Annotated in this window: 19 protein-coding genes; 7 read left to right on the top strand and 12 right to left on the bottom strand. The window is 72.8% G+C overall.

Features of this window, described 5'->3' with window-relative positions; genetic code table 11:
- Window positions 1-88: 88 nt before the first annotated feature.
- The 5 genes from ggt to ACIRST_RS33105 form a co-directional block, all read right to left on the bottom strand.
- A complete protein-coding gene (gene ggt / locus ACIRST_RS33085; RefSeq protein ID WP_350525521.1) occupies window positions 89-1,879 on the bottom strand; it encodes a gamma-glutamyltransferase in 1,791 nt (596 codons plus the stop codon).
- Between the two features lie 258 nt (window positions 1,880-2,137).
- Complete coding sequence (locus tag ACIRST_RS33090) at window positions 2,138-3,244, bottom strand: ROK family glucokinase (RefSeq protein ID WP_350525520.1); 1,107 nt, start codon at window positions 3,242-3,244, stop codon at window positions 2,138-2,140.
- A complete protein-coding gene (locus ACIRST_RS33095) occupies window positions 3,241-4,086 on the bottom strand; it encodes an ATP-binding cassette domain-containing protein (RefSeq protein WP_402806962.1) in 846 nt (281 codons plus the stop codon). Before ACIRST_RS33095 ends, ACIRST_RS33090 begins: the two co-directional genes overlap by 4 nt.
- A complete protein-coding gene (locus tag ACIRST_RS33100; protein ID WP_350525518.1) occupies window positions 4,083-5,129 on the bottom strand; it encodes an ABC transporter permease in 1,047 nt (348 codons plus the stop codon). Before ACIRST_RS33100 ends, ACIRST_RS33095 begins: the two co-directional genes overlap by 4 nt.
- On the bottom strand, window positions 5,126-6,145 hold the full coding sequence (locus ACIRST_RS33105) for a sugar ABC transporter substrate-binding protein (RefSeq protein WP_350525517.1): 1,020 nt from the start codon (window positions 6,143-6,145) through the stop codon (window positions 5,126-5,128). Before ACIRST_RS33105 ends, ACIRST_RS33100 begins: the two co-directional genes overlap by 4 nt.
- A gap of 361 nt (window positions 6,146-6,506) precedes the next feature.
- Between ACIRST_RS33105 and ACIRST_RS33110 the strand changes: the two genes are divergently transcribed.
- Window positions 6,507-7,583 (top strand): alpha/beta hydrolase-fold protein, encoded by a 1,077-nt coding sequence (locus ACIRST_RS33110; protein WP_350525516.1) that lies wholly within the window; start codon window positions 6,507-6,509, stop codon window positions 7,581-7,583.
- Between the two features lie 106 nt (window positions 7,584-7,689).
- Here the strand turns inward: ACIRST_RS33110 and ACIRST_RS33115 are convergent, their stop codons facing one another.
- Window positions 7,690-9,282: a helix-turn-helix domain-containing protein gene (locus tag ACIRST_RS33115; RefSeq protein ID WP_350525515.1), complete on the bottom strand. Its 1,593-nt coding sequence runs from the start codon at window positions 9,280-9,282 to the stop codon at window positions 7,690-7,692.
- Between the two features lie 409 nt (window positions 9,283-9,691).
- Here ACIRST_RS33115 and ACIRST_RS33120 point away from each other — a divergent pair, with 409 nt between their 5' ends.
- From ACIRST_RS33120 to ACIRST_RS33145, 6 genes are all read left to right on the top strand, one after another.
- Window positions 9,692-10,579 (top strand): FAD binding domain-containing protein, encoded by an 888-nt coding sequence (locus tag ACIRST_RS33120; RefSeq protein WP_350525514.1) that lies wholly within the window; start codon window positions 9,692-9,694, stop codon window positions 10,577-10,579.
- Complete coding sequence (locus ACIRST_RS33125) at window positions 10,576-11,061, top strand: (2Fe-2S)-binding protein (RefSeq protein ID WP_350525513.1); 486 nt, start codon at window positions 10,576-10,578, stop codon at window positions 11,059-11,061. Before ACIRST_RS33120 ends, ACIRST_RS33125 begins: the two co-directional genes overlap by 4 nt.
- Window positions 11,058-13,424: a xanthine dehydrogenase subunit D gene (gene pucD, locus ACIRST_RS33130; RefSeq protein WP_350525512.1), complete on the top strand. Its 2,367-nt coding sequence runs from the start codon at window positions 11,058-11,060 to the stop codon at window positions 13,422-13,424. Before ACIRST_RS33125 ends, pucD begins: the two co-directional genes overlap by 4 nt.
- 247 nt (window positions 13,425-13,671) lie before the next feature.
- The gene (locus ACIRST_RS33135; protein WP_350525511.1) at window positions 13,672-15,153 is read left to right on the top strand and encodes an NCS2 family permease; all 1,482 of its coding nucleotides are present in this window, start codon (window positions 13,672-13,674) and stop codon (window positions 15,151-15,153) included.
- 142 nt (window positions 15,154-15,295) lie between these two features.
- Window positions 15,296-16,504 carry an XdhC family protein gene (locus ACIRST_RS33140; protein ID WP_402806970.1) on the top strand — a complete coding sequence of 403 codons (1,209 nt, stop codon included), beginning with the start codon at window positions 15,296-15,298 and terminating at the stop codon, window positions 16,502-16,504.
- 80 nt (window positions 16,505-16,584) lie between these two features.
- Window positions 16,585-16,878: a hypothetical protein gene (locus ACIRST_RS33145; RefSeq protein WP_350525509.1), complete on the top strand. Its 294-nt coding sequence runs from the start codon at window positions 16,585-16,587 to the stop codon at window positions 16,876-16,878.
- Window positions 16,879-16,921: 43 nt separating this feature from the next.
- On the opposite strand, the gene ACIRST_RS33150 is transcribed toward ACIRST_RS33145, so the two are convergent.
- The 6 genes from ACIRST_RS33150 to ACIRST_RS33175 all read right to left on the bottom strand — a co-directional run bounded on the left by ACIRST_RS33150 (window position 16,922) and on the right by ACIRST_RS33175 (window position 23,664).
- Entirely contained in the window at window positions 16,922-17,542 is a 621-nt protein-coding gene (locus ACIRST_RS33150; protein WP_402806973.1) for a LysE family translocator, read from the bottom strand.
- Between the two features lie 152 nt (window positions 17,543-17,694).
- The gene (locus ACIRST_RS33155; protein ID WP_402806976.1) at window positions 17,695-19,437 is read right to left on the bottom strand and encodes an SDR family oxidoreductase; all 1,743 of its coding nucleotides are present in this window, start codon (window positions 19,435-19,437) and stop codon (window positions 17,695-17,697) included.
- Window positions 19,434-20,384 (bottom strand): M24 family metallopeptidase, encoded by a 951-nt coding sequence (locus ACIRST_RS33160; RefSeq protein WP_402806979.1) that lies wholly within the window; start codon window positions 20,382-20,384, stop codon window positions 19,434-19,436. The genes ACIRST_RS33155 and ACIRST_RS33160 overlap by 4 nt, the downstream gene beginning before the upstream one ends.
- 17 nt (window positions 20,385-20,401) lie before the next feature.
- Window positions 20,402-21,508 (bottom strand): PDR/VanB family oxidoreductase, encoded by a 1,107-nt coding sequence (locus ACIRST_RS33165; protein WP_402806982.1) that lies wholly within the window; start codon window positions 21,506-21,508, stop codon window positions 20,402-20,404.
- 204 nt (window positions 21,509-21,712) lie between these two features.
- Entirely contained in the window at window positions 21,713-22,630 is a 918-nt protein-coding gene (locus tag ACIRST_RS33170) for a metal-dependent hydrolase (protein WP_350525504.1), read from the bottom strand.
- Between the two features lie 254 nt (window positions 22,631-22,884).
- Window positions 22,885-23,664: an IclR family transcriptional regulator C-terminal domain-containing protein gene (locus tag ACIRST_RS33175; RefSeq protein WP_350525503.1), complete on the bottom strand. Its 780-nt coding sequence runs from the start codon at window positions 23,662-23,664 to the stop codon at window positions 22,885-22,887.
- Window positions 23,665-23,742: the final 78 nt, after the last annotated feature.

Here is a 23,742-nt window from a genome sequence, read left to right on the forward strand (position 1 = left end):
CCCCGGCGTGCGGCCGCCGACCGGGTCACCGGCCGAGCCACCGCGTCACCGGCCGCACCACCGACCGGTCGGCGTTCGCACGGCCGGGTCAGCGTGCGGGCCGGACCACCGCGGCCGAGCCGCCGCCGCGCCGCACCGGTTCGGCGGCGGCCACCCAGCGCCCGTCCGGCAGCCGTTCCACGCCCGTGGCGGCGCCGATCTCCGCCACGCCGGCGAAGGCGTGCCCGAGCGCTTCCAGCCCGGCCCGCTCGGGCAGCGCCAGGAAGGCGGGCTCGGCCTGCGTCGCGGCGGTGTTGCGCTGGCTGGCGCGCGGCGCGGCGATCGCCTGCTCCAGGCTCAGGCCGCGGTCCAGCCGCCCGAGCAGCACCTGCAGGGTGGTGGTGATGATGGTCGCGCCGCCGGGGCTGCCGGTGGCGAGGAAGGGCTCGCCGTCGCGCAGCACGACGGTCGGCGACATCGACGAGCGCGGCCGCTTGCCCGGGCCCGGCAGGTTGGGGTCGGGGACGCCGGGGGCGAGCGGGGTGAAGTCGAAGTCGGTCAGCTCGTTGTTGAGCAGGAAGCCGCGGCCGGGGACGGTGATGCCGCTGCCGCCGGTCTGCTCGATGGTGAGCGTGTAGGAGACGACGTTGCCCCAGCGGTCGGCGACCGTCAGATGGGTCGTGTTGGGGCCCTCGTACGGTTCGGCCACGGCCTGGCCGGTGTCGGCGCAGTCGGCCGGGTGGCGCGGGTCGCCGGGGGCGAGCGGGCTGGTCAGCGCGTGGTCGGGGCTGATCAGGCAGGCCCTGGAGGCGGCGTAGCGCTCGGACAGCAGTTGCCTGGTGGGAACGTCGACGGAGGCCGGGTCGCCGACCCAGCGGTTGCGGTCGGCGAAGGCGATCCGGGAGGCCTCCAGGAAGTGGTGGTAGTACTGCGTGCCGCTGTACGCAGAGACGTCGCCGCCGTCCTCCAGGATGTTCAGCGCCTCGCCGACGGTGGTGCCGCCGGAGCTGGACGGGGCCATCGAGTAGACGTCGTAGGCACCGTGGGCGACGTGGGTGGGGGCCTGGTCGCGGACCCGGTAGGCGGCGAGGTCGGCGGCGTCCACCTTGCCGGGGCGGGCGTTGCGGCCGGAGGCCGGGTCGACCGGCGGGTGCTGCAGGGTGTTGACGACGTCCTCGGCCAACTTCCCCCGGTAGAAGGCCTTCACGCCGTCCTTGGCGAGCAGCCGGTAGGTGGCGGCGAGGTCCGGGTTGCGCAGGACGCTGCCGACCTCGGGGGGCTTTCCGCCGGGCAGGTAGAGCGCGGCGGTGGCCGGGAAGTCCTTGAACCTGGCCTGGTTGTCGGCGGTCTGGCCGCGGAAGGTCTCGTCCACGACGAAGCCGTTGTCGGCGATCCGCTCGGCGGGTTCGAGGGCCCGGGCGAGCGAGCGGGTGCCCCACTGGCGGAGCGCGGCGTCCCAGGTGGCCGGGGTGCCGGGGACACCGACGGAGAGGCCGCTGGTGACGGCGTCGGCGAAGGGCAGCGGCTTGCCGTCCTCCAGGAACAGCCCGGTGTCGGCGGTGCGGCCGGCGGTCTCCCGGCCGTCGATGGTGTGCACCCGGCCGGTGGCGTGGTCGTAGTAGACGAAGTACCCGCCGCCGCCGATGCCGGAGGAGTACGGCTCGGTGACCCCGAGGGCGGCCGCGGCGGCGATCGCCGCGTCCACGGCGTTGCCGCCGTTGCGCAGCACCTCGATCCCGGCGGCGGTGGCGTCGGCGTCGACGGTGGCCACCGCTCCGCCCCAGCCGACCGCCTCGGGCACCTTCGGCGGCGGGGCCGCGGCCCCGGCCGGCAGCGCGGTGGACCAGACCAGTGCGGTGGTGAGCAGCAGTGGTGGTGCCAGACGGGTCAGAGCCCTCATCCGAGTCCTCCTGAGTCGACGTCAACTCAGTTGTTCCACAGGAGGGATGATCCGACAACCACACGGTGCCGCTACCGGCGGGTAGTTGACGAGACGGAAGCACGGACGACAGAGTTCGGCGAACAAAGTTCAGCGGACAAAGTTCAGCAAACAGAGTTCAGCGAACAGATTTCATCATCTGTCCGCTGAACTCTGTCGCCCCCGGGCAGCACCCGGCATCCCCCACCACCGCCCCGCAGCCCCCACCACCACGGCGCACTACAGCGCGCTGCGCTCCACCCGCCGCCGCTTGATGGTGCGGAAGCGCCGGGCCACCTGCCGGGCGAGGTCGGCGGCGCCGACCAGGCCGGCCTCGTTGCCGAGGGCGGCGTGCACGATGGCGGCCTCCGGGCGGAAGCCGCGGCCGGTGAGGGTGCGGCGGAAGGTGTCGCGGGCCGGCCCGAGCAGCAGGTCGCCGGCCTCGGAGACGCCGCCGCCGATGACGAAGCGGCCCGGGTCCAGCCCGGCGGCCAGATTGGCGATGCCGACGCCCAGCCAGGTGCCGACCTCGTACAGCAGCTCGATGGCGGTCGGGTCGCCGTCCTGCGCGGCCTCGGTGACCAGCGGGCCGGTGATGCCCTCGACCGTCCCGCCCGCCCGGGCCAGCAGCGGCTGCACCACCGGGGACTCCTCGGCGACCAGTTCGCGCGCGTCACGCACCAGCGCGTTTCCGGAGGAGTACTGCTCCCAGCAGCCGCGGTTGCCGCACGGGCAGCGGTGGCCGCCGGGCAGCACCTGCATGTGCCCGAACTCGCCCGCCAGCCCGTACTTGCCGCGGTCGACGTAGCCGTCCCGGACCACCGCGCCGCCGATGCCGGTGCCCAGGGTGAGCATCACCATGTGGTCCTCGCCGCGCCCGGCGCCGAAGCGCCACTCGGCCCAGGCCGCCGCGTTGGCGTCGTTCTCCACGATCACGGGGAACCGCAGCCGCTCGCTGAGCGCCTGCTGCAGCGGCTCGTTGCGCCAGTTGAGGTGCGGGGCGAACAGCACCCGGGAGCGGTCGGCGTCGACCCAGCCGGCCGCGCCGATGCCGACGGCGTGGACGTCGTGACGGTCGGAGAGCTGCAGCACCAGCTCGACGATGACGTCCTCGACCACCTTGGGGCTCTTGCTCTTGTCCGGCGTGTCGGTGCGCAGCTTCTCCAGCACCTTGCCCTCGCCGTCCACCACCCCGGCGACCACCTTGGTGCCGCCGATGTCGACGCCGATGGTGGGCAGTCGCAGTATCCCCGCGGGCAGGGCACGGCGGCGGCGCTCGGCGCGCGGACCGAGGCCGAGCAGGGTGGGCAGGACGGGCGGCCGGGTGCTGCCTTGAGGGCTGGTCACGGCTGCGGACGCTCCTCATGGGAGTCGGGGACGGAGGGACGGGCCAGCTCGTGCGAGAGCTCGGCGAGGTCGGAGCCGCCGGCCATCTCGGTGGTGAGCTGTTCCAGGCTGATCTCGGCGCGCGGGTGGCTGCCCGCCATCCGGCCGCGCTTGAGCAGGGTGAAGTGGTCGCCGACCAGGTACGCGTGGTGCGGGTTGTGGGTGATCAGCACGACCCCGAGCCCGGCGTCGCGCGCCGCGGTGACGTACTTGAGCACCACTCCGGACTGCTTGACGCCGAGCGCGGCGGTGGGCTCGTCCAGGATCAGCACCTTGGCGCCGAAGTGCACGGCGCGGGCGATCGCCACGCACTGCCGCTGGCCGCCGGACAGGGTGCCGATCGGCCGGTCGACGTCGTGCAGGTCGATGCCCATCCTCGCGAGGGCCTCGCGGGTGGTGGCGCGCATGCCGTCGGCGTCCAGGCGCAGGCCGCCCCAGCGGCGCGTGCCCCGCTCGGAGCCGAGGAAGAAGTTGCGCCAGACCGGCATCAGCGGGACGACGGCGAGATCCTGGTAGACGGTGGCGATGCCGCGGTCCAGGGCCTGGCGCGGGGAGTCGAAGGCGACCTCCTCGCCACCCACGGTGTAGCTGCCCGCGTCGTGCCGGTGCAGTCCCGAGATGATCTTGATCAGGGTGGACTTGCCGGCCCCGTTGTCGCCGAGCACGCAGCTGATCTCGCCGGTCCGCAGGGTCAGCGAGACGTCCTGCAACGCCCGGACGGTGCCGTAGCTCTTGCCGACGCCGTCGAGGGAGAGCAGTTCGGTGCCCGCCGGTTCGGTGCTCGTCACGTGTTCGGTGCTCATCGCGGCCCCCGCTCGGCCCGGCGCTTGACGTAGGCGTTCAACAGCGCGGCCAGCAGCAGCATCGCGCCGAGGAAGAACTTGAACCAGTCCGGGTTCCACTCCGCGTAGATGATCCCCTTGCTGGCCATGCCGAAGATCAGCGCACCGAGCGCGGAACCGACCACCGAGCCGTAGCCGCCGGTGATCAGGCACCCGCCGATGACGGCCGCCACGATGTAGATCAGCTCGTTGCCGACGCCCTCGCCGGACTGCACCGTGTCGAAGGAGAACAGCAGGTGCTGGCCCAGCACCCAGGCGCAGAAGCCGACGCCCAGGTACAGCAGGGTCTTCGTCCGGGCGACCGGCACGCCGACCGCGCGGGCGGCGTCCGCGTCACCGCCGACGGCGAAGATCCAGTTGCCGAAGCGGGTGCGCAGCAGCACCCAGCTGCCGACCACCAGCAGGCCCAGCCACCACCACACGGTGGCCTTGACGGTCAGTCCGCCGATGGTGACCTCGGAGGCGAACAGCCAGCGACAGGACTCGAAGCCCTCCATGTCGGCGATCGGCTTGGTGGAGACGGTGCCCGAGACCGCCTTGGTGACGCCCAGGTTGGCGCCGGTCAGCATCAGGAAGGTGCCGAGGGTGACGATGAAGCTGGGCAGCCTGGTGCGGCCGAGCATCCAGCCGTTGAACCAGCCGATCGCCAGCGTGGTCGCCAGCGAGACCACGACGCCGACCCAGGTCACCGCGGTGAACTGGTACGAGACCATCGAGGAGGTCAGCGCGGCGGTGGTGACCAGCACGCCGGCCGAGAGGTCGAACTCGCCGCCGATCATCAGCAGCGAGACCGGCACCGCCATGATGCCGATGGTGGACGCCGCGTAGAGCACGGTGCCCAGCGAACCGAGCCGCAGGAAGGGCCCGGCGGCGACGGCGAAGACCGCGAACACCGCGACGGCGGCGATCAGCGAACCCAGCTCCGGGCGGGCGAGGAGCCGCCGCAGGGCCGCCGGACGGTCCTGCAGCAGGCCGTCCTGGGCGAGGAGGTCCGAGCTGCTCACCGGGTCCCCCTCGCGACGTACTCGGCGAGCGCGTCGGCGTTCTCCTTGGTGAGGATCTGCGGGCCGGTCTCGACCGGCTTGCCCCCGCCGAGCATGTCCAGGTTGGACTTGTAGAGCCAGAGCAGGTCGACGCCCTCGTAGCCCTGGAGGTAGGGCTGCTGGTCGACGGCGAAGCCGACGCTGCCGGACTTGAGCCCGGCCACCACCTGCTGTCCCAGGTCGAAGGTGTCCAGCTCCACGGGGCGGCGGGCGTCCTGGATGGCCTGCAGACCGGTGGCCGCCATGGGGCCGGAGAGGGTGAGCACGGTGTCGATGCTCGGGTCGGCCTGGAGCTTGGCGGAGACCGCGGCGCGGGCGTCGGGCATGTCGACGCCGTTCACGTAGAGCACCTGGAAGGACCCGCCGGCCTTGGACTGGGCGCCGGAGCAGCGCTGCTCCTGACCGACGTTGCCCTGCTCGTGGATGACGCAGAGCACGTTCTTGCGCCCGCGCTTGGCCAGCTCGGCGCCGGCCGCCTGGCCGGCCGTGGACTCGTCCTGGCCGATGTGGGTGAGCGCGCCGAACTTCTGGGAGTACTCCTGGCCGGAGTTGATGGTGATGACGGGGATGCCGGCGGCCTTGGCCTTGGCGAGGACGTCGGCCATGGCGTCGCCCTTGGCGAGGGTGACCAGCAGGCCGTCGACCTTCTGGTCGATGGCGGCCTGGACGAGCTGGACCTGGTTCTGGGTCTGCGCGTCGTTGGAGTACAGGAAGGTGATGTTGTCCTTGGCGGCGGCCTGCTCGGCCCCCTTGCGCACGGTGTCCCAGAAGGCGTCGCCGGCCCCGGAGTGGGTCACCATGGCGACCTTCCAGCGCGGGGTGGTGACGGCGCTGCCGCCGGCGGCCGCGGCCTTGGCGCGGGCCTCCTCGGCGCGTCTGCCTCCGGTACTGCTGCAGCCGGCCGCCGTGACCGCGAGGGCCAGGACGGCGCACACGGGCCAGAGGCGTCGGGACGGGCGAAAGCGGGTGATGCTCATCCCCATAGTCTCCCTGGCCCGCCCGTGCGCGATCGCACCGCCTCGCCCGGCGGCCGGAACGCCCTGGGAGGTAAGGTGCCCCGGGGGACCTTTCCTGGAAGTTCGCTGAACATCTGGTCCGGACGACCTTCGTCCGGATGACAGACTAGGCGCCGATCCGAATGGGGTTCATCACGCGAACGTGATGTTCCTCTCAGGTTCCGCACAGATTCGGACGGCAACCGATCCCCGGTTCTCCCCGTCTGATGACATTGACGTGCGTTCGGGCGACTGGGGCCCGGGCGGCGAGCGACCCGGATACGAGAACGCGATGGAACTGACAGGTACGCCATTCCTCATCCTCACCGTCATCCTTGTGCCGGTGTCCATCACAGTGGCGTTGCTGTTCTGGGGGAAGGTCGGCGGCCCGCAGCCGGTGAAGGCCCTCACCCGGATCGTCATGATCATGTTCTGCCAGGTCACGGCCGTGCTGATGGTCTTCGTGATGGTCAACAACGCCAACCTGATCTACGGGAGCTGGGACGACCTGCTCGGCACCGGCAACCACGTCCGCGCGGTGCCCCCGGTGCCGCCGGCGGACGCGGCCGGCGCGGGCGGGAGCGGTGACGCCGCCAAGGAACCGCCGAAGGTGAAGCAGAGCTTCGGCGGCGTGAACGACCCGGCGGTGCCCAACGACGTGCAGAAGACCACCCTCAAGGGCCAGGTCTCCGGCGTCGACGGCGAGGTGCTGGTCTGGCTGCCGCCGCAGTACAACGACCCGGCGTTCAAGGACAAGAAGTTCCCCGTGGTCGAGCTGATCCCGGGCTTCCCGGGCTCCTCCTCCACCTGGTACGGCACGCTCAAGGTCTCCGAGCAGCTCAAGCCGCTGATGCAGCAGGGCAAGGTCGCCCCGTTCATCCTGGTCTCGCCGCGCACCCTGCTGCTCGGCCAGAGCCAGGACGCCGGCTGCACCGACATCCCCGGCAAGATCAACGCCGACGCCTGGATCACCCGCGACGTCCCGCAGATGGTGCTGGACAACTTCCGCGCCGACCCGTCCGCGGACCGCTGGGCGATCGCCGGCTACTCGGCCGGTGCGCACTGCGCGGCCAAGCTGTCGCTGGCCCACCCCAACCGGTACCGCGCCGCCATCGCGATGTCCGGCTACAACGACCCGGCGACCGAGAAGGACTCGCTGGTCGGCAAGGACCCCAAGCTGCGCGAGGCCAACAACCCGGTCACCATCCTGAAGGCCGCCCAGCAGCCGCCGAAGGTCGCCATGCTGATCAGCGGCGCCAAGGGCGACGGCTACGAGGACGGCGAGGCGATCCGCGGCGCCGCCAAGGCCCCGACCACCGTCCAGGTCGAGGAGGGCACCGGCCCGCACACCACCGAGATGTGGAAGAAGATGGTCCCCGGCGCCTTCCAGTGGCTGACCTCGATCATCCCGGCCCAGTAGCGGCCGACCGCACGACCACCGGACGACCGGACCGCCCGGCGACCGCACGACGAGGGCCCGCCGCGACATCGATCGCGGCGGGCCCTCGCACGTGCCGGAGCCCCCGTCAGGCCAGTTCGAGCGCCAGGTAGAAGTCCACCCGGTCCTCCAGCCGGGAGAGGTCACGCCCGGTCAGTTCCTCGATCCGGCCTATCCGGTACCGCAGGGTGTTCACGTGGACGTGCAGCTGCGCGGCGCAGCGGGTCCAGGAGCCGTCCGAGCGCAGGAAGGCCTCCAGGGTGCGGACCAGGTCCGCCTGGTGCTCGATGTCGTACGCGATCACCTTGTCCAGCAGCCGGCTGCGGAACGCGCGGCGGACCTCGTCCGGGACGGCCGCCAGCAGCAGGACGTGCGAGGCGAGTTCCTCGGGGCCCGCGACGCAGACCCGGCCGACCCGGGAGGCGGCGATCCGGCGGGCGTGCCGAGCCTCCTCCAGGGCGCCGCGCAGGCCGCCGGCCTCGGAGGCGGGGGCGGAGACCCCGAGGGTGATCCGGCCCTCGGAGCCGAGCCCGGCCTCCAGCGGGGCGAGCAGGTCGCGCAGGGCGTCGGCGGGCACCGGGCTGTCCGGGGCCGGCAGCACCACGACGGCGCCGGCGCCCGTCCCGGCGACCAGCGCGCGGTCGGAGGTGGTGCCGAGCGCCTCCTCCAGGACGGCCCGGACACTGCCCTCGGGCAGGCCGGTGCCCTCGGCGCTGAGCACCAGCCAGGAGGCGTCCTCCGCCGGGGACTTGGACTCGGGGCCCTCGTAGCGGGCGGCCATCGCCGAGGAGGCGTACAGGGTGCGGCTGATCTCGGCCGGGTCGGCGTCGCGGCGCAGCAGTGCGAGCACCTCGTCGGCGAGGCGGCGGCGCAGCCGGCGTCCCTCGTCGCGGCGGTGGCGCTCGGCGGCGACCAGCCGGGCCAGGTTCTCGGCGAGCTGCTGGCGCTTGGTGGTCCACTCGGTGATGTCGCCGGCGACCGCGAGCATCCAGTCGGCGAGCGGCACCTCGTGCTCGGCGGAGGCCGCGGCGGGCAGCAGCGAGTAGGAGCCGGCGGCCAGACGGACCCGGTGCGGGGGGCGGCGGCGCTGGCGCTGGGCGGCGAGGTGGGCGCGCACCAGCTGGTCGCGGTCCTCGGCGGAGAGCCGGTCGGCGGGGCCGGCGATCACCGCGCCGGTGGGGGCGAGGACCCAGCAGTCGAGGTCGAGGTCGCCGCCGAGCAGGTCGAGCACCGCGTCCAGCCCGCCGCCGCCGGCCGCCGAGACGAGCAGCCGGTGCCGGTCGACCAGGGCGGCGAGGTCGGCGGCGCGGTCGGCGGAGACCTGACGGCCGATGAACTCGGTGACGGTGCCGAACGCGATGTCGTCGGGGACGGCCAGCAGCGGCATCCGGTGGCGGCGGCAGGCCTCGACCAGGTCCTCGGGCACCGGGCCGACCTCGGCCTCGCCGGCCGCGAGGGCGACCGCGCCGCCGGCCGCGAGGGTCCGCACGAAGCGTTCGGAGTCGGCCGGGACCGTGCGCCAGAGCATGCCGGTGAGCACCAGCTCACCGCCGTGCAGGTAGCGGCCGGGGTCCTGCAGGTCCGTCGTCATCACGCCGCTGACCTGCCGGTCCAGCTCTTCCTCGGCCGCGAGCAGGCGCAGTCGCGGGGCGCCGGGGGCGAGCAGGTCACGGACACGCATCCGCGGACTCCTTAGGGGCTGGATCGAGGGGATCGAGAGGGGGGATCAGGGGGTCGAGCGGGGGGATCGGCAGGGGGTTCGGGCGGGGGGATCGGGGGGAAGGGGGCACCGGACCGTCGGTCCGGGGGTCACAGTGTGCCCGAACATCCGTGCTCGGTGTTACGCACCAGCGGGCGGCCGGATCACGGGCCCGTAGCCCGTCCGTCACGGCCGGATTACGGTCGTAGGTAGCACCCGGCGAACACCTGGGCTGCGAGATTCTGCTCCTTAGAGGAACGTACAGGATGCCGGGCGGGACCACAGCCGGGGCTTCATGCCATCGGTGACTGCCAGTGGGCCGCGTCACAGGGGTTCACTGGGCGACACGCCGCCGGACACCCGGCGGGCGACGACTTGAGGAGACACCCGCATGGAGTTCCTTCGGCCCGCCACCTGGGACGAGGCACTCGCGGTGAAGGCTGAGTACCCGACCGCACTGCCCATCTCGGGCGGGACGGACGTCATGGTCGAGATGAACTTCGACGTGCACCGGCCATCCGCGATTCTCGATCTGAACCGCATCACCGAGCTCACCGAATGGTCCAACGACGGCAGCGTCGTCAAGCTCGGCGCCTCGGTCCCCTACACCCGGATCATCGACGAGCTGTCCGGGCCGCTGCCCGGCCTCGCCCTGGCGGCCCACACCGTCGGCTCGCCGCAGATCCGGAACCGCGGCGGCGTCGGCGGCAACCTCGGCGGCGCCTCGCCGGCCGGTGACGCGCACCCCGCGCTGCTGGCGGCCGGACGGGACGTGTTCGTCGAGGCGGCCTCGGTGCGCGGCACCCGGATGATCCCGATCGACGAGTTCTACGTCGGCGTGAAGCGCAACAGCCTGGAGGCCGACGAGCTGATCCGGGCGGTGCACATCCCGGTGGCGGACGGCCCGCAGCAGTTCTCGAAGATCGGCACCCGCAACGCGATGGTGATCGCGGTCTGCGCCTTCGGCTTCGCCCTCCACCCCAGGAACGGCACCGTCGGCACCGGTATCGGTTCGGCTGCCCCCACGCCGCGCCGCGCCGTCGAGGCCGAGGAGTACCTGCAGGGCGTGCTCGCCGAGCGCGGGCTCTGGGAGTCCGGCGAACTGCTGGGCGCCGAGGTGATCCAGCGGTTCGGCGAGCTGGTGAAGGACGCGGCCTCGCCGATCGACGACGTCCGGGGCACCGCCGACTACCGGCGCCACTCCCTGGCCGTGATGGCCCGCCGCACCCTCACCTGGTGTTGGAACGACTACGGCAAGCAGATCAGGAGCGCGGCATGAGGGTCACTTTCACCGCCAACGGCAAGCCCGTCGAGGCCGACGACGTGTGGGAGGGCGAGAGCCTGCTCTACGTGCTGCGCGAGCGGGTCGGCCTGCCGGGCTCGAAGAACGCCTGCGAGCAGGGCGAGTGCGGCTCCTGCACGGTCTACCTGGACGGCGTCCCGGTCTGCTCCTGCCTGGTCGCGGCCGGCCAGGTGCAGGACCGCGAGGTCCGCACGGTCGAGGGGCTGAGCGAGGAGAACGGCGAACTGGGTCTGGTCCAGCAGGCGTTCATCGACGCCGGCGCCGTCCAGTGCGGCTTCTGCACCCCCGGCCTGCTGGTGCAGACCGACGCCCTGCTGGAGCACGACGCCCAGCCGAGCGACAACGACATCCGCGAGGCGCTGTCCGGCAACCTGTGCCGCTGCACCGGCTACGAGAAGATCATGGACGCGGTGCGGCTCGCCTCGGCCCGCAAGTGCGCCGGGAAGGGTTCGGCATGACCACCAGGACCATCCAGGGCCAGAAGAACCTGCAGAACATCAACCAGGCGTCCAAGGACGGCATCGGCGGCTCGCCGCTGCGCCCGGACGGCAACCTGAAGGTCAAGGGCGAGTTCGCCTACTCCTCGGACATGTGGCACGAGGACATGCTGTGGGGCATGGCGCTGCGCTCGCCGCACCCCCGCGCCAACATCCTCTCGGTGGACATCTCCGAGGCGCTCAAGGTGCCCGGCGTGTACGCGGTGCTGACCCACGAGGACATCCCCGGCTCGAAGTACTACGGCCTGGAGATCCAGGACCAGCCGGCCCTGGCGATCGACAAGATCCGGTACCACGGCGAGGCGATCGCGCTGGTCGCCGCCGACCACCCGGAGACGGCCCGCCGCGCGGTGAAGAAGATCGCGGTCGAGTACGAGGTGCTCACCCCGATCGTCACCGAGGAGCAGTGCCTCGACCCGGAGACGCACGGCTACGTCCACGAGCCGCACGAGTACAAGTCGCACGCGTACGGCAACATCTGCCACGAGCAGCGGCTGGTCTCCGGCGGCGGCGTGACCGACGAGGTACGGGCCCTGGCGGACGTCATCGTCAGCGGCGACTACGAGGTCGGCATGCAGGACCAGGCCTTCCTCGGGCCGGAGTCCGGCCTGGCGGTGCCCGCCGAGGACGGCGGCATCGACCTCTACATCGCGACCCAGTGGCTGCACGTGGACCGCGAGCAGATGGCCCCGGTGCTGGACCTGCCCGAGGAGAAGGTCCGGCTCACGCTGGCCGGCGTCGGCGGCGCCTTCGGCGGCCGCGAGGACATCTCGATGCAGATCCACGCCTGCCTGCTGGCCCAGCACACCGGCAAGCCGGTCAAGATCGTCTACTCCCGGGACGAGTCCTTCTACGGCCACGTGCACCGCCACCCGGCGAGGATGCACTACGAGCACGGCGCGACCCGCGACGGCAAGCTGGTCTTCGCCGACTGCCGGATCGTGCTGGACGGCGGCGCCTACGCCTCCGCCTCGCCGGCCGTGGTCGGCAACGCGGCCTCGCTCGGGCACGGCCCGTACGTCATCCCGAACGTCCGGATGCACGCCATCGCGCTCTACAGCAACAACCCGTCCTGCGGGGCGATGCGCGGCTTCGGCGCGGTCCAGGCGGCGTTCGGCTACGAGTCGCAGATGGACAAGCTGGCGGCCGAACTGGGCATGGACCCGGTGGAGTTGCGGCAGCTGAACGCGATGTCGGAGGGCGACTTCATGCCCACCGGCCAGCAGATCGACTCGCCCGCTCCGGTGGCCGAACTGCTGCGCCGGGCCAAGGAGATGCCGCTGCCGCCGCCGCTGGACACCGAGCACCTGGACGTCCGTGCGCTGCCCGGCGCGCTGTCCAACACCTCGCACGGCGAGGGGATCGTGCGCGGCGTGGGCTACTCGGTCGGCATCAAGAACGTCGGCTTCTCCGAGGGCTTCGACGACTACTCCACGGCCCGGGTGCGGCTGGAGGTCATCGGCGGCGAGCCGGTCGCGATGGTGCACACCGCGATGGCCGAGGTCGGCCAGGGCGGCGTCACCGTGCACGCCCAGATCGCCCGCACCGAGCTGGGCGTCGAGCAGGTCACCATCCACCCGGCCAACACCGAGGTGGGATCGGCCGGTTCGACCTCGGCCTCGCGCCAGACGTACATGACCGGCGGTGCGGTGAAGCTGGCCGCCGAGGCGGTCAAGCGGGAGCTGATCGACAAGGGCCGGCGGCGCTACGGCTGGAGCCACAAGGACATCGTGCTGGCCGGCGGCAAGGTCGTCTCGGAGAGCGCCGGCGTCCTGGTCTCCATGGTGGACCTGCTCGGCGACGAGGCCATCGACCTCACCCGCGAGCACCACCACCGGCCCACCCAGCCCTTCGACAAGGAGACCGGCCAGGGCTTCGGCCACGTCCAGTACACCTTCTGCGCCAACCGCGCCGTGGTGGACGTGGACGTGGAGCTGGGCCTGGTCAAGGTGGTCGAGCTCACCGCCGTCCAGGACGTCGGCAAGGCGCTCAACCCGCTCTCCGTGGTCGGCCAGATCCAGGGCGGCTGCACCCAGGCGCTCGGCCTCGCGGTGATGGAGGAGATCATCGTGCGGGACGGCAAGGTCCGCAACGCCTCCTTCACCGACTACCTGATCCCCACCATCCTGGACACCCCGCCGATCCCGGTGGACGTCCTCGAACTTCCCGACCCCCACGCACCGTACGGGCTGCGCGGGGTCGGTGAGGCGCCGACCGTCTCGGCGACGCCGTCCATCGTGGCCGCCATCCGCAACGCCACCGGTCTCGCGCTCAACCGGATCCCGGTCCGCCCGGAGCACCTGACCACCGAACAGCCCGGCTGATCCCGGCAGTTCACGCTTCCCCGGGGCGGCGACCGTCTTCCCCGCCGCCCCGGGGGCACCACCCCCCACCCGCTGCCCTGCCCACGCCGGGGTCAGCAGCGGTGCGCACCACCCTCCAAGCACCGCCGGCACTCCCCCTCATTTCGAGTGCCCCCCAGTGAGTCGATGCGTCCCCCTACGCCGCTTCGTTGACCGGCAGTCAGGTCGGCTCGCCCACCCCAACCCCCTTTGACACTTGGGAGTGGACATGACCAGGATCCCCACGGAGCCCGGCACCACCGAAGACAGACCCGCCGGGGGCGACACCCACCCGTCGTCCCCGGCCCCCCGCCCGTCGAGCGCACTGGACGCCTACTTCAAGATCTCGGCCCGCGGCTCGACACTCGCCAACGAACTCCGCGGTGGTCTCACCACCTTCATGGCGATGGCGTACATCATCCTGCTCAACCCGCTCATCCTGAGCGGCGCGGACGTCACCGGCGTCAAGCTGGACCACGCCGCACTGACCACCGCCACCGCGCTGGCGGCGGCCGTCACCACCATCCTGATGGGCGTGGTCGGCAACGTGCCGCTCGCCCTCGCCGCCGGCCTCTCGGTCTCCGGCGCGGTCTCCGCGCTGGTCGTCCCCCACACCACCTGGGCGCAGGCCATGGGCCTGTGCGTGATCTACGGCCTGCTGATCGTGCTGCTGGTGGTCTCCGGACTGCGCGAGAAGATCATGAATGGCATCCCGCTGCCGCTCAAGCACGCCATCACCATCGGCATCGGCCTGTTCGTCACCGTGATCGGCCTCTACAAGGCCGGATTCATGCACACCGGCGGCCCCACCCCGCTGTCCCTCGGCCCGACCGGCGAACTGGCCGGCTGGCCGGTCCTGGTCTTCTGCGTCACGCTGTTGTCGATCTTCGTCCTGATGGCCCGCGGCGTCCGCGGCGCGATCCTGATCGGCATCGCCGGCGGCACCGTGCTCGCGGTGATCGTCAACAAGGCCGCCCACGTACCCGCCGACGCCTGGAAGAACTCCGTGCCGGTGTGGCCCGGCAGCCCGGTCTCCGCGCCCGACTTCAGCCTGTTCGGCCACGTCGACCTGTTCGGCGCCTTCGGCGCCCGGGGCATGGGCGCGATCAGCGCCTCGGTCGCGGTGTTCACCCTGGTGCTGGCCGGCTTCTTCGACGCGATGGCCACCATCATCGGCGTCGGCACCGAGGCCGGACTGGCCGACAAGCAGGGCCGGATGCCCGGTCTGTCCAAGGCGCTGTTCATCGACGGCGCCGGCGGCGCGGTCGGCGGCCTGGCGGGCGCCTCCGGCCAGACCGTCTTCGTCGAGTCCGCGACCGGCGTCGGCGACGGCGCCCGCACCGGCCTCGCGTCCACCGTCACCGGCGGGCTGTTCGCGCTGATGCTGTTCTTCTCGCCGATCGCCGGCATCGTCCCGGTCGAGGTGGCCTCCGCCGCCCTGGTCGTGATCGGCTCGATGATGATGAGCCAGGCCCGGCACATCGACTGGTCCGACCGCGAGGTGGCCATCCCGGCCTTCCTCACCTGCGCACTGATGCCGTTCACGTACAGCATCACCGCGGGCGTCGCGGCCGGCGTCATCTCGTACACGGTGATCAAGGCCGGGGTCGGGCGCTGGCGCGAGCCCGGGGCGCTGATGTGGATCCTCACCGGGGTGTTCGTGCTGTACTTCGCGCTCACGCCGATCAAGTCCTGGCTCGGCGTGCACTAGCCGGCCCGCCGGCCCCGTTTCGCGGCCGGCCCCGCCGGTTCCGTGGGTGCGACCGGCCCCTCGCAACACCGCCGCCGTACGGGATCGTTTCCCGTACGGCGGCGTCCACCGCTACTGTCGAACCGTGTAAGGAGCCTCCGCCATGCAGGACATCGCCGAGCAGCTGCAGGCCTGGCACGCGGCCGGGCGTGCGTTCGCCGTGGCCACCGTGGTCGGCGTCTCCGGCAGCGCACCGCGCGATCCCGGGGCGGCGCTGGCCGTGGACGCGGGCGGCGAGGCGATCGGCAGCGTCTCCGGCGGCTGCGTCGAGGGCGCGGTGTACGAGCTGTGCCAGGCCGCGATCGAGAGCGGCGAGCCGGTGCTGGAACGCTTCGGCTTCAGCGACGAGGACGCCTTCGCGGTCGGCCTGACCTGCGGCGGAGTCCTGGACGTGTTCGTCCAGCCGGTCGTGCCGGGGGCCGACGCCGGACTGGACGCGGGGATCGCCCACATCGCCGCCGGGACACCGGTCGCGCTGGTGCGGGTGATCGCCGGACCGGCCGCGCTGCTCGGCGCCACCCTCGCGGTCACCGCCGACGGCCTCTCCGGGGCGCTGTCCGTCGGGCCGTCCACCGTCGGCGGGCTGGAGCGGGCGATCGTCGCGCAGGCCCGGGCGATGCTGGAGGCCGGACGCACCGGCCGGCTCGTCCTCGGCCTGGACGGGCGCCCCTGCGACGAGCACGAGCTGGGCACCGTCACCTGCTTCGTCGAGTCCTACGTGCCCCCGCCGCGGATGCTGGTGTTCGGGGCGATCGACTTCGCGGCTGCGGTGGTACGGATCGGCAAGTTCCTCGGCTACCACGTCACCGTCTGCGACGCCCGGCCCGTCTTCGCCACCACCCGCCGCTTCCCGGAGGCCGACGAGGTCGTCGTCGACTGGCCGCACCGGTACCTGGACTCCCAGCTCGGCCGGATCGACGGACGCACCGTGCTCTGCGTGCTCACCCACGACGCCAAGTTCGACATCCCGCTGCTCGAACGCGCCCTGCGACTGCCGGTCGGCTACGTCGGCGCGATGGGCTCGCGCCGCACCCACCGGGACCGCGAGGCGAAGCTGCGCGAGGTCGGGCTCACCGAGGCCGAACTGGCCCGGCTGCGCTCCCCCATCGGCCTCGACCTGGGCTCGCGCACCCCCGAGGAGACGGCGGTCTCGGTCGCCGCCGAGATCATCGCCCACCGGCGCGGCGGCAGCTGCCTGCCGCTGAGCACCGGCGACGGACCGATCCACCACGACACGGCCCGGGCCGCGGCGGACGACGGCGCCCGCACCGGTGCGGAGGAGGCGCGGCCGTCGCGGACCCACGCCGCCTGAGCGTGACGTTGCGTGCCCACCGGGGCGGCGGGACATTGGAGTTGCGGACTCGCCCCGAGCCCGGGGAAGGAGCGGGGACCATGCGCGCCCTGCTGGAAATCGAACTCGACACGGCCACCGCCAACCAGGCCATCACCAGTGGAGAGATGGCGGACGGCCTCCGCGAAGCACTGGCCGAACTCAAGCCCGAGGCGGCCTACTTCTTCGCCCGCAACGGGAACCGCGCCCTGATCGCCGTGATCGACGTCGCGGACGAGGCCGCGGTGCCGTCCATCGCCGAGCCGTTCTGGCTACGCATGAACGCCAAGGTCGACCTGCACATCTGCATGAACGCCGACGACCTCATGACGGGCCTGCAGCGACTGGCCTCCTGACGCCCCTCGGCCCCGCCCCCGGGCCCCGCCGGCGGGCCCCCGGTCAGTCGCCCAGCGCCAGCTTCACGCCGAAGCCCACCACGACCGCACCGGTCACCCGGTCCATCAGCCTGCGGGTCGCCGGCCGGCGCAGCCAGCCCCGCAGCACCCGGGCGAAGCCCACCAGCACCGTCGACCAGAGCACCCCCTCCACGACGTGGACGCAGGTCAGCGCCACGCCGGCGGCGAAGTGCGGGGCCCCGGCGGGGATGAACTGCGGGAGCACGGCCACGTAGAAGACCCCGACCTTGGGGTTCAGCAGATTGGTCAGCGTGCCCCGCCGCCAGCCGTGCCCGAACCCGCCCTCCGCCGGCTCGTCCTCGACCGCCACCCGGGCACCCCGGTCGCGGAGCATCCCGATGCCCATCCACACCAGGTACGCCGCGCCCGCCCAGCGCAGGACGTCGTACGCCAGCTGCGAGGCGGTGAGCAGCGCCGTCACCCCCGCCGAGGTCAGCGTCCCCCAGATCAGCGTGCCGGTCTGGATGCCGAGCACGACCCCCCACGCCTGCCGCCGCCGCCCCAGCGCCGACGTCCGCAGGACCAGCGCGGTGTCGATCCCGGGCGTCAGCGTGAGCAGCCCCACGACGAGGGCGAAGGACCACAGCGCGGTTGTCATCTCCATGGCCCTGGATGCTCTCACAGGGCCCGGACACCGCCCCGGGCGGCGTCAGTCCGCGGCACCGGACGGCACGACCCACCGGGTCGGCCGGCCGGTGAGACCGGGCAGCCCGCCCGCGGCCGACCGGTCGATCCGTTTCGGCGACGTTCACCCGGTCAGGTGACGTTGAGGCGGGCGGCGAGGCGCAGCAGGCCGGGGCTCAGGCGGGACAGGAAACGGGCCGCCTTGGCCTCGGGGGTGACGGGGACGACGGGCTTGCCGGTGCGGACCGCGGCGAGGACGGCAGTGGCGACCTTCTCCGGGGGGAAGCCGCGGCGGGCGTAGAGCTTGGCGGCACGGGCCTGCTTGGCGGCCTGTTCGGCGGCGGTGGTGGCGGAGAAGGTGGAGGTGCGGGTGATGTTGGTGTTGACGATGCCGGGGCAGATGGTGGAGACGCCGATGCCGTGGTCGACGAACTCGGCGCGCAGGCAGTCGGAGAGCATGAACACCGCGGCCTTGCTGGTGGCGTAGGCGGTGAGCGCCTTGGAGGGCAGGTAGGCGGCGGCCGAGGAGACGTTGACGATGTGGCCGCCCTGGCCGCGGTCGGCCATCAGGGTGCCGAACGCGCGGCAGCCGTGGATCACGCCCCAGAGGTTGACGTCCAGGACGCGCTGCCACTCCTTCTCGGTGGTCTGCAGGAAGGTCCCGGAGTGGCCGATGCCCGCGTTGTTGACCACCACGTCGGGCACCCCGTGCTCGGCGGCGACGGTCTGCGCGAAGGCGTCCACCGCCGCGCCGTCGGAGACGTCCACCCGGTAGGCGTGCGCCGTAGGGCCGACCAGCGAGGCGAGTTCGGCGGTGCGCTCGGCGGACGCGAGGTCCAGGTCGCAGACCACCACCCGGGCACCCTCCTCGGCGAAGGCCAGCGCGGTGGCCCGGCCGATGCCGCTGCCGCCGCCGGTGACGACCACCAGCCGGCCGTCGTCCAGGGCCGGTCGCTCCCCCGCGGCCTCGCCGGCGCGGCGGGCCTCCGTGCGGGCGGTGAACTCGCGGACCATTCCGGCCACGGTGGCTCCCTTCTCCAGCAGCGCCGACCAGTGGCCGGCGTGCAGCGTCCTGCGGGTGAGGTCGGGCACCCAGCGCTCCAGGCCCTCGGAGAGGTAGGTGCCGACGTAGCGGTCCCGGGTGAGGGTGATCAGCTGGACCGGCACGAGGGTCGGCCGCTCGCGCGGACTTCCCATGGTGGGGCGGAAGTTGGCCCGGTACAGCTCGATGCCGCGCACGGCGTCACGGCGCAGGCTGCGCTGCGGGTGGTCGGCGCGCGGGGTGACGTGCTCCAGGTCGCGCAGCACCCTCGGCCAGGCCCGGGCGAGGCCGAGGCGCCAGACGCCGGGGGCCAGGTAGGGCAGGTGGAAGGCGGTGATGTACCAGGAGTGCAGGCCCTGGTGGAGCAGTTGCCGCAGGTGGCGCGGGGTGGGGCGGCGCAGCCGGTGGCGCAGCCAGTACCCCATGTGGTCCAGGCTGGGGCCGGACATGGTGGTGTACGACGCGATCCGGTGCTCGGCGCCCGGCGCGGTGACGGCTTCCCAGGACTGTATCGAGCCCCAGTCGTGGGCGACCAGGTGGACCGGGCGGTCCGGGCTGACCGCGTCGGCGACGGCGAACAGGTCCTCGGCCAGCCGCTCCAGGCGGTAGCCGTCACGGTCCGCGGGGACGCCGGACTCGCCGGCGCCGCGGACGTCGTAGCGGACCACGTGGTGGTCGCGGGCGAGGTCGGCGGCGATGTCGTCCCAGACGGCGTGGGTGTCGGGGTAGCCGTGGACGAGGAGGACGGTGGGGGCGGCCGGGTCGCCCTGCTCGAAGACGGCGAGCGGCAGGCCGCCGGAGTGGACGGTCCGGCGGCGGGTCGGGGTCGTCATCGGGTGGCCTCCAGGGTGCTCGGCTCGGCGGTCGTTGCGGCGGGCGCGGGCGCGGCGGCTCCGGGCCCGGCGGGCGCGGGCGTCGAGGTCGAGGTCGCGGTCGCGGTCGCGGTCGCGGTCGCGGTCCAGCGGCGGACGTGCGGCAGGTCGTCGTCCAGCCAGTAGGCGTCGTCCTCGGTGACCACCAGCAGCTCCTCGAACTTGATGCCCACACCGCGGAAGCCGATGTGCGGCTCGACCGCCCACAGGCCGGGGGTGGGCGCGTGCCGGGACGACCGCCCGTCCGCCCAGAGCGGTGAACGGCCTTGCAGGCGCTCGGAGATGAGCTCGCGGCCGAGGGTCTGCAGGGTGCGCACGCCGAAGCCGAAGACGTTCACCCCGGCCGGGCCGCGGGCCACGGTCCGGGTGACCTGGTGGCCGATCACCCGACCCGGGTAGACCTGGTGGCGGTTGTCGTAGCCGTGCGCGGCGAGCTGCGCGTCCACCGCCGCGTACACCTCGTCGAGGGGCTTGCGGGCCCGCACCTCGGCGAGGATCAGCTCGCGGTAGACCCGCAGGTCGGCGGCGAGCCGGTCCCAGACCCGGTTCTCGCCGACCTTGCCGCCGTAGCCGATGTCGGCGGTGTAGCCGTCCACGACCGGCGCGCAGTCCAGGACGTACGGCATGCCCTCCTCCAGGCGGCGGTTGCCGGCGAAGAACTGCAGCGGGGTGTGGAAGTACCGGAACGCCGTGCGGTCCCCGAACCAGGCGAACGGGACGTGGAAGAAGTCCTGTACCCCGGCGGCGACCAGACGGCGGCGCAGCTCGGCGGTGGCCTGCCGCTCGGTGACGCCGGGTTCGATCCAGGCGGCGACCTGTTCGGCGCAGTGGTAGGCGAGTTGCTGGGTCTCGCGGAAGCGGGCGAGGTCGCGCTCGGTGTAGCGGAAGGCGGGGGTCGCTTTCGCCATGGCGGGGGCTGCTCCTTCTAGAGGTCGAGCACGAGGGTCTCACCCTCGGCGGCCCGGGAGACACAGGGCAACAGGGCACCGGCGGCGCGCTGCTCGGGGGTGAGGCGGCGGTCCCGGTGGTCGGGCGAGCCGGCCAGCAGGCGGACCTCGCAGGTGCCGCAGAAGCCCTGGTGGCACGAGTACGGGAGGCCCGGGCGGGCCTCCCGCAGCACGTCCAGGGCGGACCGGTCGGCGGGCACGGCGAGGGTCGGGCCGTCCGTGCCGAGGCGGACGGCGAAGGACTCGCCATCGGTGATCGGGGCGGCGCCGAAGCGCTCGAAGTGCAGCGCACCGCTGGGCCCGTCGGACCCCTCCGGGCGGCCGTCCAGGGCCCGCTGCACGGCGGCGAGCATCGGCGCCGGGCCGCAGCAGTAGACGGCGGCACCGCGCGGGGCGTGGGCCAGCAGCTCGGCGCCGGTGGGGACGCCGCCGTGCTCGTCGTCGGTGCGCAGGACCACCCGGCGCGGATCGAGGGCGCGCAGCTCGTCCGCGTACGGGAGGGTGTCGGCACTGCGGCCGACGTGCACCAGGCGCCAGTCCAGGCCGTGGCGCTGCGCCTCGCGGGCCATCGGGAGCAGCGGGGTGATGCCGATGCCGCCGGCCAGCAGGAGGACGGCGGGTTCGGCGCAGAAGGCGAAGCCGTTGCGCGGGCGGCGGGCGGTGAGGCGGGCGCCGGGGTGCAGGGCGTCGTGGATCTCGACGGACCCGCCACCGCCCCCGGGCAGCCGCCGGACGGCGATGCGGTAGGCGGTGCGGTAGGCCGGGTCACCGGTGAGGGAGTAGTGGCGCTCGCGGCCGGAGGGCAGGGCGAGGCGCAGGTGGGCACCGGGCTGCCAGGCCGGCAGCAGGCCGCCGGAGGGGTCGGCGAGCTGCAACTCGACGACGTCGGCGGCCAGTTCGCGGCGGGCGGTGACGACCAGCTGCAGCTGCGGGGTGGGGCGGCTGAACGGGCGGCGGGGGTTGCGGCGCAGCAGGGGGCCGCCGAGGGCCGGGGAGTAGCGGTCGCCGAAGGCGGTGAGCCAGCGCATGAACGCGTCGGCGCGCGGGCGGCCGTAGAGGTCGGGGGGCGGGGTGAGCAGGTCCATCCGGCGGGGTTCCTTGGCGTCGGGAGAGGCGTCGGGCGGGGCGTCGGGCGCGGGGCGGATGACGGGTGACAAGTGACGGGTCACAGGCGACGGAGGACGGCTGACAGATGACAGATGACAGATGACAGATGACAGATGACGTTCTCTGAAATCTGTTCGCTGTCATCCGTCCGCTGTCATCGGTTCACTGAACCCTGTCCGCCGTCAGCCGCGCGCGGCGGCCGCGCGGGCGGCCGGCGAGGTGGCGAGGTAGCCCAGCGCCTGGCTGGAGGACCCCTCCTGGGTCGGGTGGTAGCCCGGCCGCAGGTACCGCAGCCCGGAGCGGATCGACCCGATCGGGTCCGGCAGCAGGCCGCGCTTGGCGATCCGCCCGGCCTCGCGCCAGCTGGGCTTGAGTCGCCCGGCCAGGGTCGGGTCGGCCGCGAGCAGGAAGCGGGCGCCGCGCACCCAGAGGTGCACCAGCAGCGGCCCGGACACCGCCATCCCGCGGATCCGCCGGAAGTAGCCCGGATCCAGGTGGACCATCAGGTCGTAGGCGACGCTGCGGTGCTCGACCTCCTCGGCGCCGTGCCAGCGCAGCAGGTCGAGCATCGTCGGGTCGGCCTTGGCCCGGTCCAGGCCCGGGGAGTTGAGGGCCCAGTCGCCGAGGAAGGCGGTGAAGTGCTCGATGGCCGCGATGAACGCGACCCGCTCGATGATGTTCTCCCGCCGCCGCGCCGGCGTCAGCCCCGGCTTGTCGCCCAGGACCCGCTGGAACAGCCAGGAGACCTGTCGGACGTACGGACGAGGGTCCAGCCCCTGGCCGAGCAGGTGGTCCAGGACTTCCTGGTGCGCCTCGGCGTGGATGGCCTCCTGCCCGATGAACCCAAGGACCTCTTCGCGCAGTTGGTCGTCCCGGATGAGCGGCAGCGCCTCCTTGAACACCTTGACGAACCAGCGCTCGCCCTCGGGCAGCAGCAGGTGCAGCACGTTGATGACGTGGGTGGCCATCGGCTCGTCCGGGATCCAGTGCAGTGGCAGCTGGGCCCAGTCGAAGCGGACGTCCCGGGGCTCCAGGACGAGGCTGTCGTGCACGCGTGCGGCGGGGGCGGCGAGGGCGGGGACGGGGGTGGATCGGGGCATGGCAGGCCCTCCTGACCTGGGGGCGGCGGCTCGGCTCAGGGAAACGTACTCGCGGGTAGCGGCCGGGACAAGGGTTTCGGCGACCCTTATCGACATCGAGTCTAATAAGTGATGTGCACCGCTGGACGCCCCCGGAAACATCCCGGGAACCACGCGGGAACCGCGCGGCGGAACACGCGAAGGAAACGTTCGGCGAGAAACACGCGGGCCCCGCCGGACGCGACACGTCCGGCGGGGCCCTTCGGGCGGACGGCTCAGACCGCCATCGCCAGCATCAGCGGCGCCGCCCGGGCCGCCAGCAGTTCGGCGGCGGCCTTCAGCTTGTGGATGTTGTCCGCCGACATGGAGGTGGCCAGGCAGCCGACCGTGCTTCCCGCCGTGATCGGCACGGCGGCGCACACCGTGCCCAGCGCGTACTCCTGGATGTCCAGCACCGGCACGGTGGCCGGCTGCCGCTCCAGACGGTGCATCAACTGGTCGGCGTCGGTGACCGTTCGGGAGGTGAGCCGGGCGACCGGGTGCCGGGAGAGGTGGTCGCGCCGGGCGTCCGAGTCCAGCTGGCTGAGCAGGCACTTGCCGATCGCACTGGCGTGCGCCGTGGCCCGGAAGTCCACCCATTCCTGGACCGCCGGGGCGTAGTCGGCCGCCGAGACCGCCTCCACCGACAACTCGCCGTCGTGGTAACGGCTGAAGTACACCGCGGCGCCCAACTCGTCCCGGAGTTCGGCCAGTTTGCGGTTCAGTCGGGCATTGACCAGCTGCTCGCGGTTGTTCTGCCCGAGCAGGGCGAAGGTGCCGCCGAGCACCCAACCGCCGTCCTGGCACTGGAGATAGCCTTCGATCTCCAGGATCTCCGCGAGCCGCCGCACGGTCGGCAGCCCGAGCGAGGTCTCCCGCGCGAGGCCCACCAGGGTGGCGCCGTCGGGGTGGCGGTCGACCGCCTCCAGCAGTCTGAGGGCGTGCTGCAGGGAGGTGAACGGGCCGGTCAGGCCCTGGTCCAGCGCGGCGTGACGACCCGGGGCTGGTGTCGACATGTCGTCCCCTTCCGATGTCCCCCCACGGAGCGACCGCGGGCACGCACCAGCCTATCGACCCGGCGGGCCCGACGACTG

Origin of the sequence: Kitasatospora sp. NPDC101447, assembly GCF_044767225.1 — a bacterium.
Taxonomy (GTDB): Bacteria; Actinomycetota; Actinomycetes; order Streptomycetales; family Streptomycetaceae; genus Kitasatospora.

Coding starts and splice junctions, on each gene's coding strand:
- ggt (WP_350525521.1), bottom strand. CDS start 1,879: ATGAGGGCTCTGACCCGTCTGGCACCACCACTGCTGCTCACCACCGCA.
- ACIRST_RS33095 (WP_402806962.1), bottom strand. CDS start 4,086: ATGAGCACCGAACACGTGACGAGCACCGAACCGGCGGGCACCGAACTG.
- ACIRST_RS33105 (WP_350525517.1), bottom strand. CDS start 6,145: ATGAGCATCACCCGCTTTCGCCCGTCCCGACGCCTCTGGCCCGTGTGC.
- ACIRST_RS33115 (WP_350525515.1), bottom strand. CDS start 9,282: ATGCGTGTCCGTGACCTGCTCGCCCCCGGCGCCCCGCGACTGCGCCTG.
- ACIRST_RS33120 (WP_350525514.1), top strand. CDS start 9,692: ATGGAGTTCCTTCGGCCCGCCACCTGGGACGAGGCACTCGCGGTGAAG.
- ACIRST_RS33125 (WP_350525513.1), top strand. CDS start 10,576: ATGAGGGTCACTTTCACCGCCAACGGCAAGCCCGTCGAGGCCGACGAC.
- pucD (WP_350525512.1), top strand. CDS start 11,058: ATGACCACCAGGACCATCCAGGGCCAGAAGAACCTGCAGAACATCAAC.
- ACIRST_RS33135 (WP_350525511.1), top strand. CDS start 13,672: ATGACCAGGATCCCCACGGAGCCCGGCACCACCGAAGACAGACCCGCC.
- ACIRST_RS33140 (WP_402806970.1), top strand. CDS start 15,296: ATGCAGGACATCGCCGAGCAGCTGCAGGCCTGGCACGCGGCCGGGCGT.
- ACIRST_RS33145 (WP_350525509.1), top strand. CDS start 16,585: ATGCGCGCCCTGCTGGAAATCGAACTCGACACGGCCACCGCCAACCAG.
- ACIRST_RS33150 (WP_402806973.1), bottom strand. CDS start 17,542: ATGGAGATGACAACCGCGCTGTGGTCCTTCGCCCTCGTCGTGGGGCTG.
- ACIRST_RS33155 (WP_402806976.1), bottom strand. CDS start 19,437: ATGACGACCCCGACCCGCCGCCGGACCGTCCACTCCGGCGGCCTGCCG.
- ACIRST_RS33160 (WP_402806979.1), bottom strand. CDS start 20,384: ATGGCGAAAGCGACCCCCGCCTTCCGCTACACCGAGCGCGACCTCGCC.
- ACIRST_RS33165 (WP_402806982.1), bottom strand. CDS start 21,508: ATGGACCTGCTCACCCCGCCCCCCGACCTCTACGGCCGCCCGCGCGCC.
- ACIRST_RS33170 (WP_350525504.1), bottom strand. CDS start 22,630: ATGCCCCGATCCACCCCCGTCCCCGCCCTCGCCGCCCCCGCCGCACGC.
- ACIRST_RS33175 (WP_350525503.1), bottom strand. CDS start 23,664: ATGTCGACACCAGCCCCGGGTCGTCACGCCGCGCTGGACCAGGGCCTG.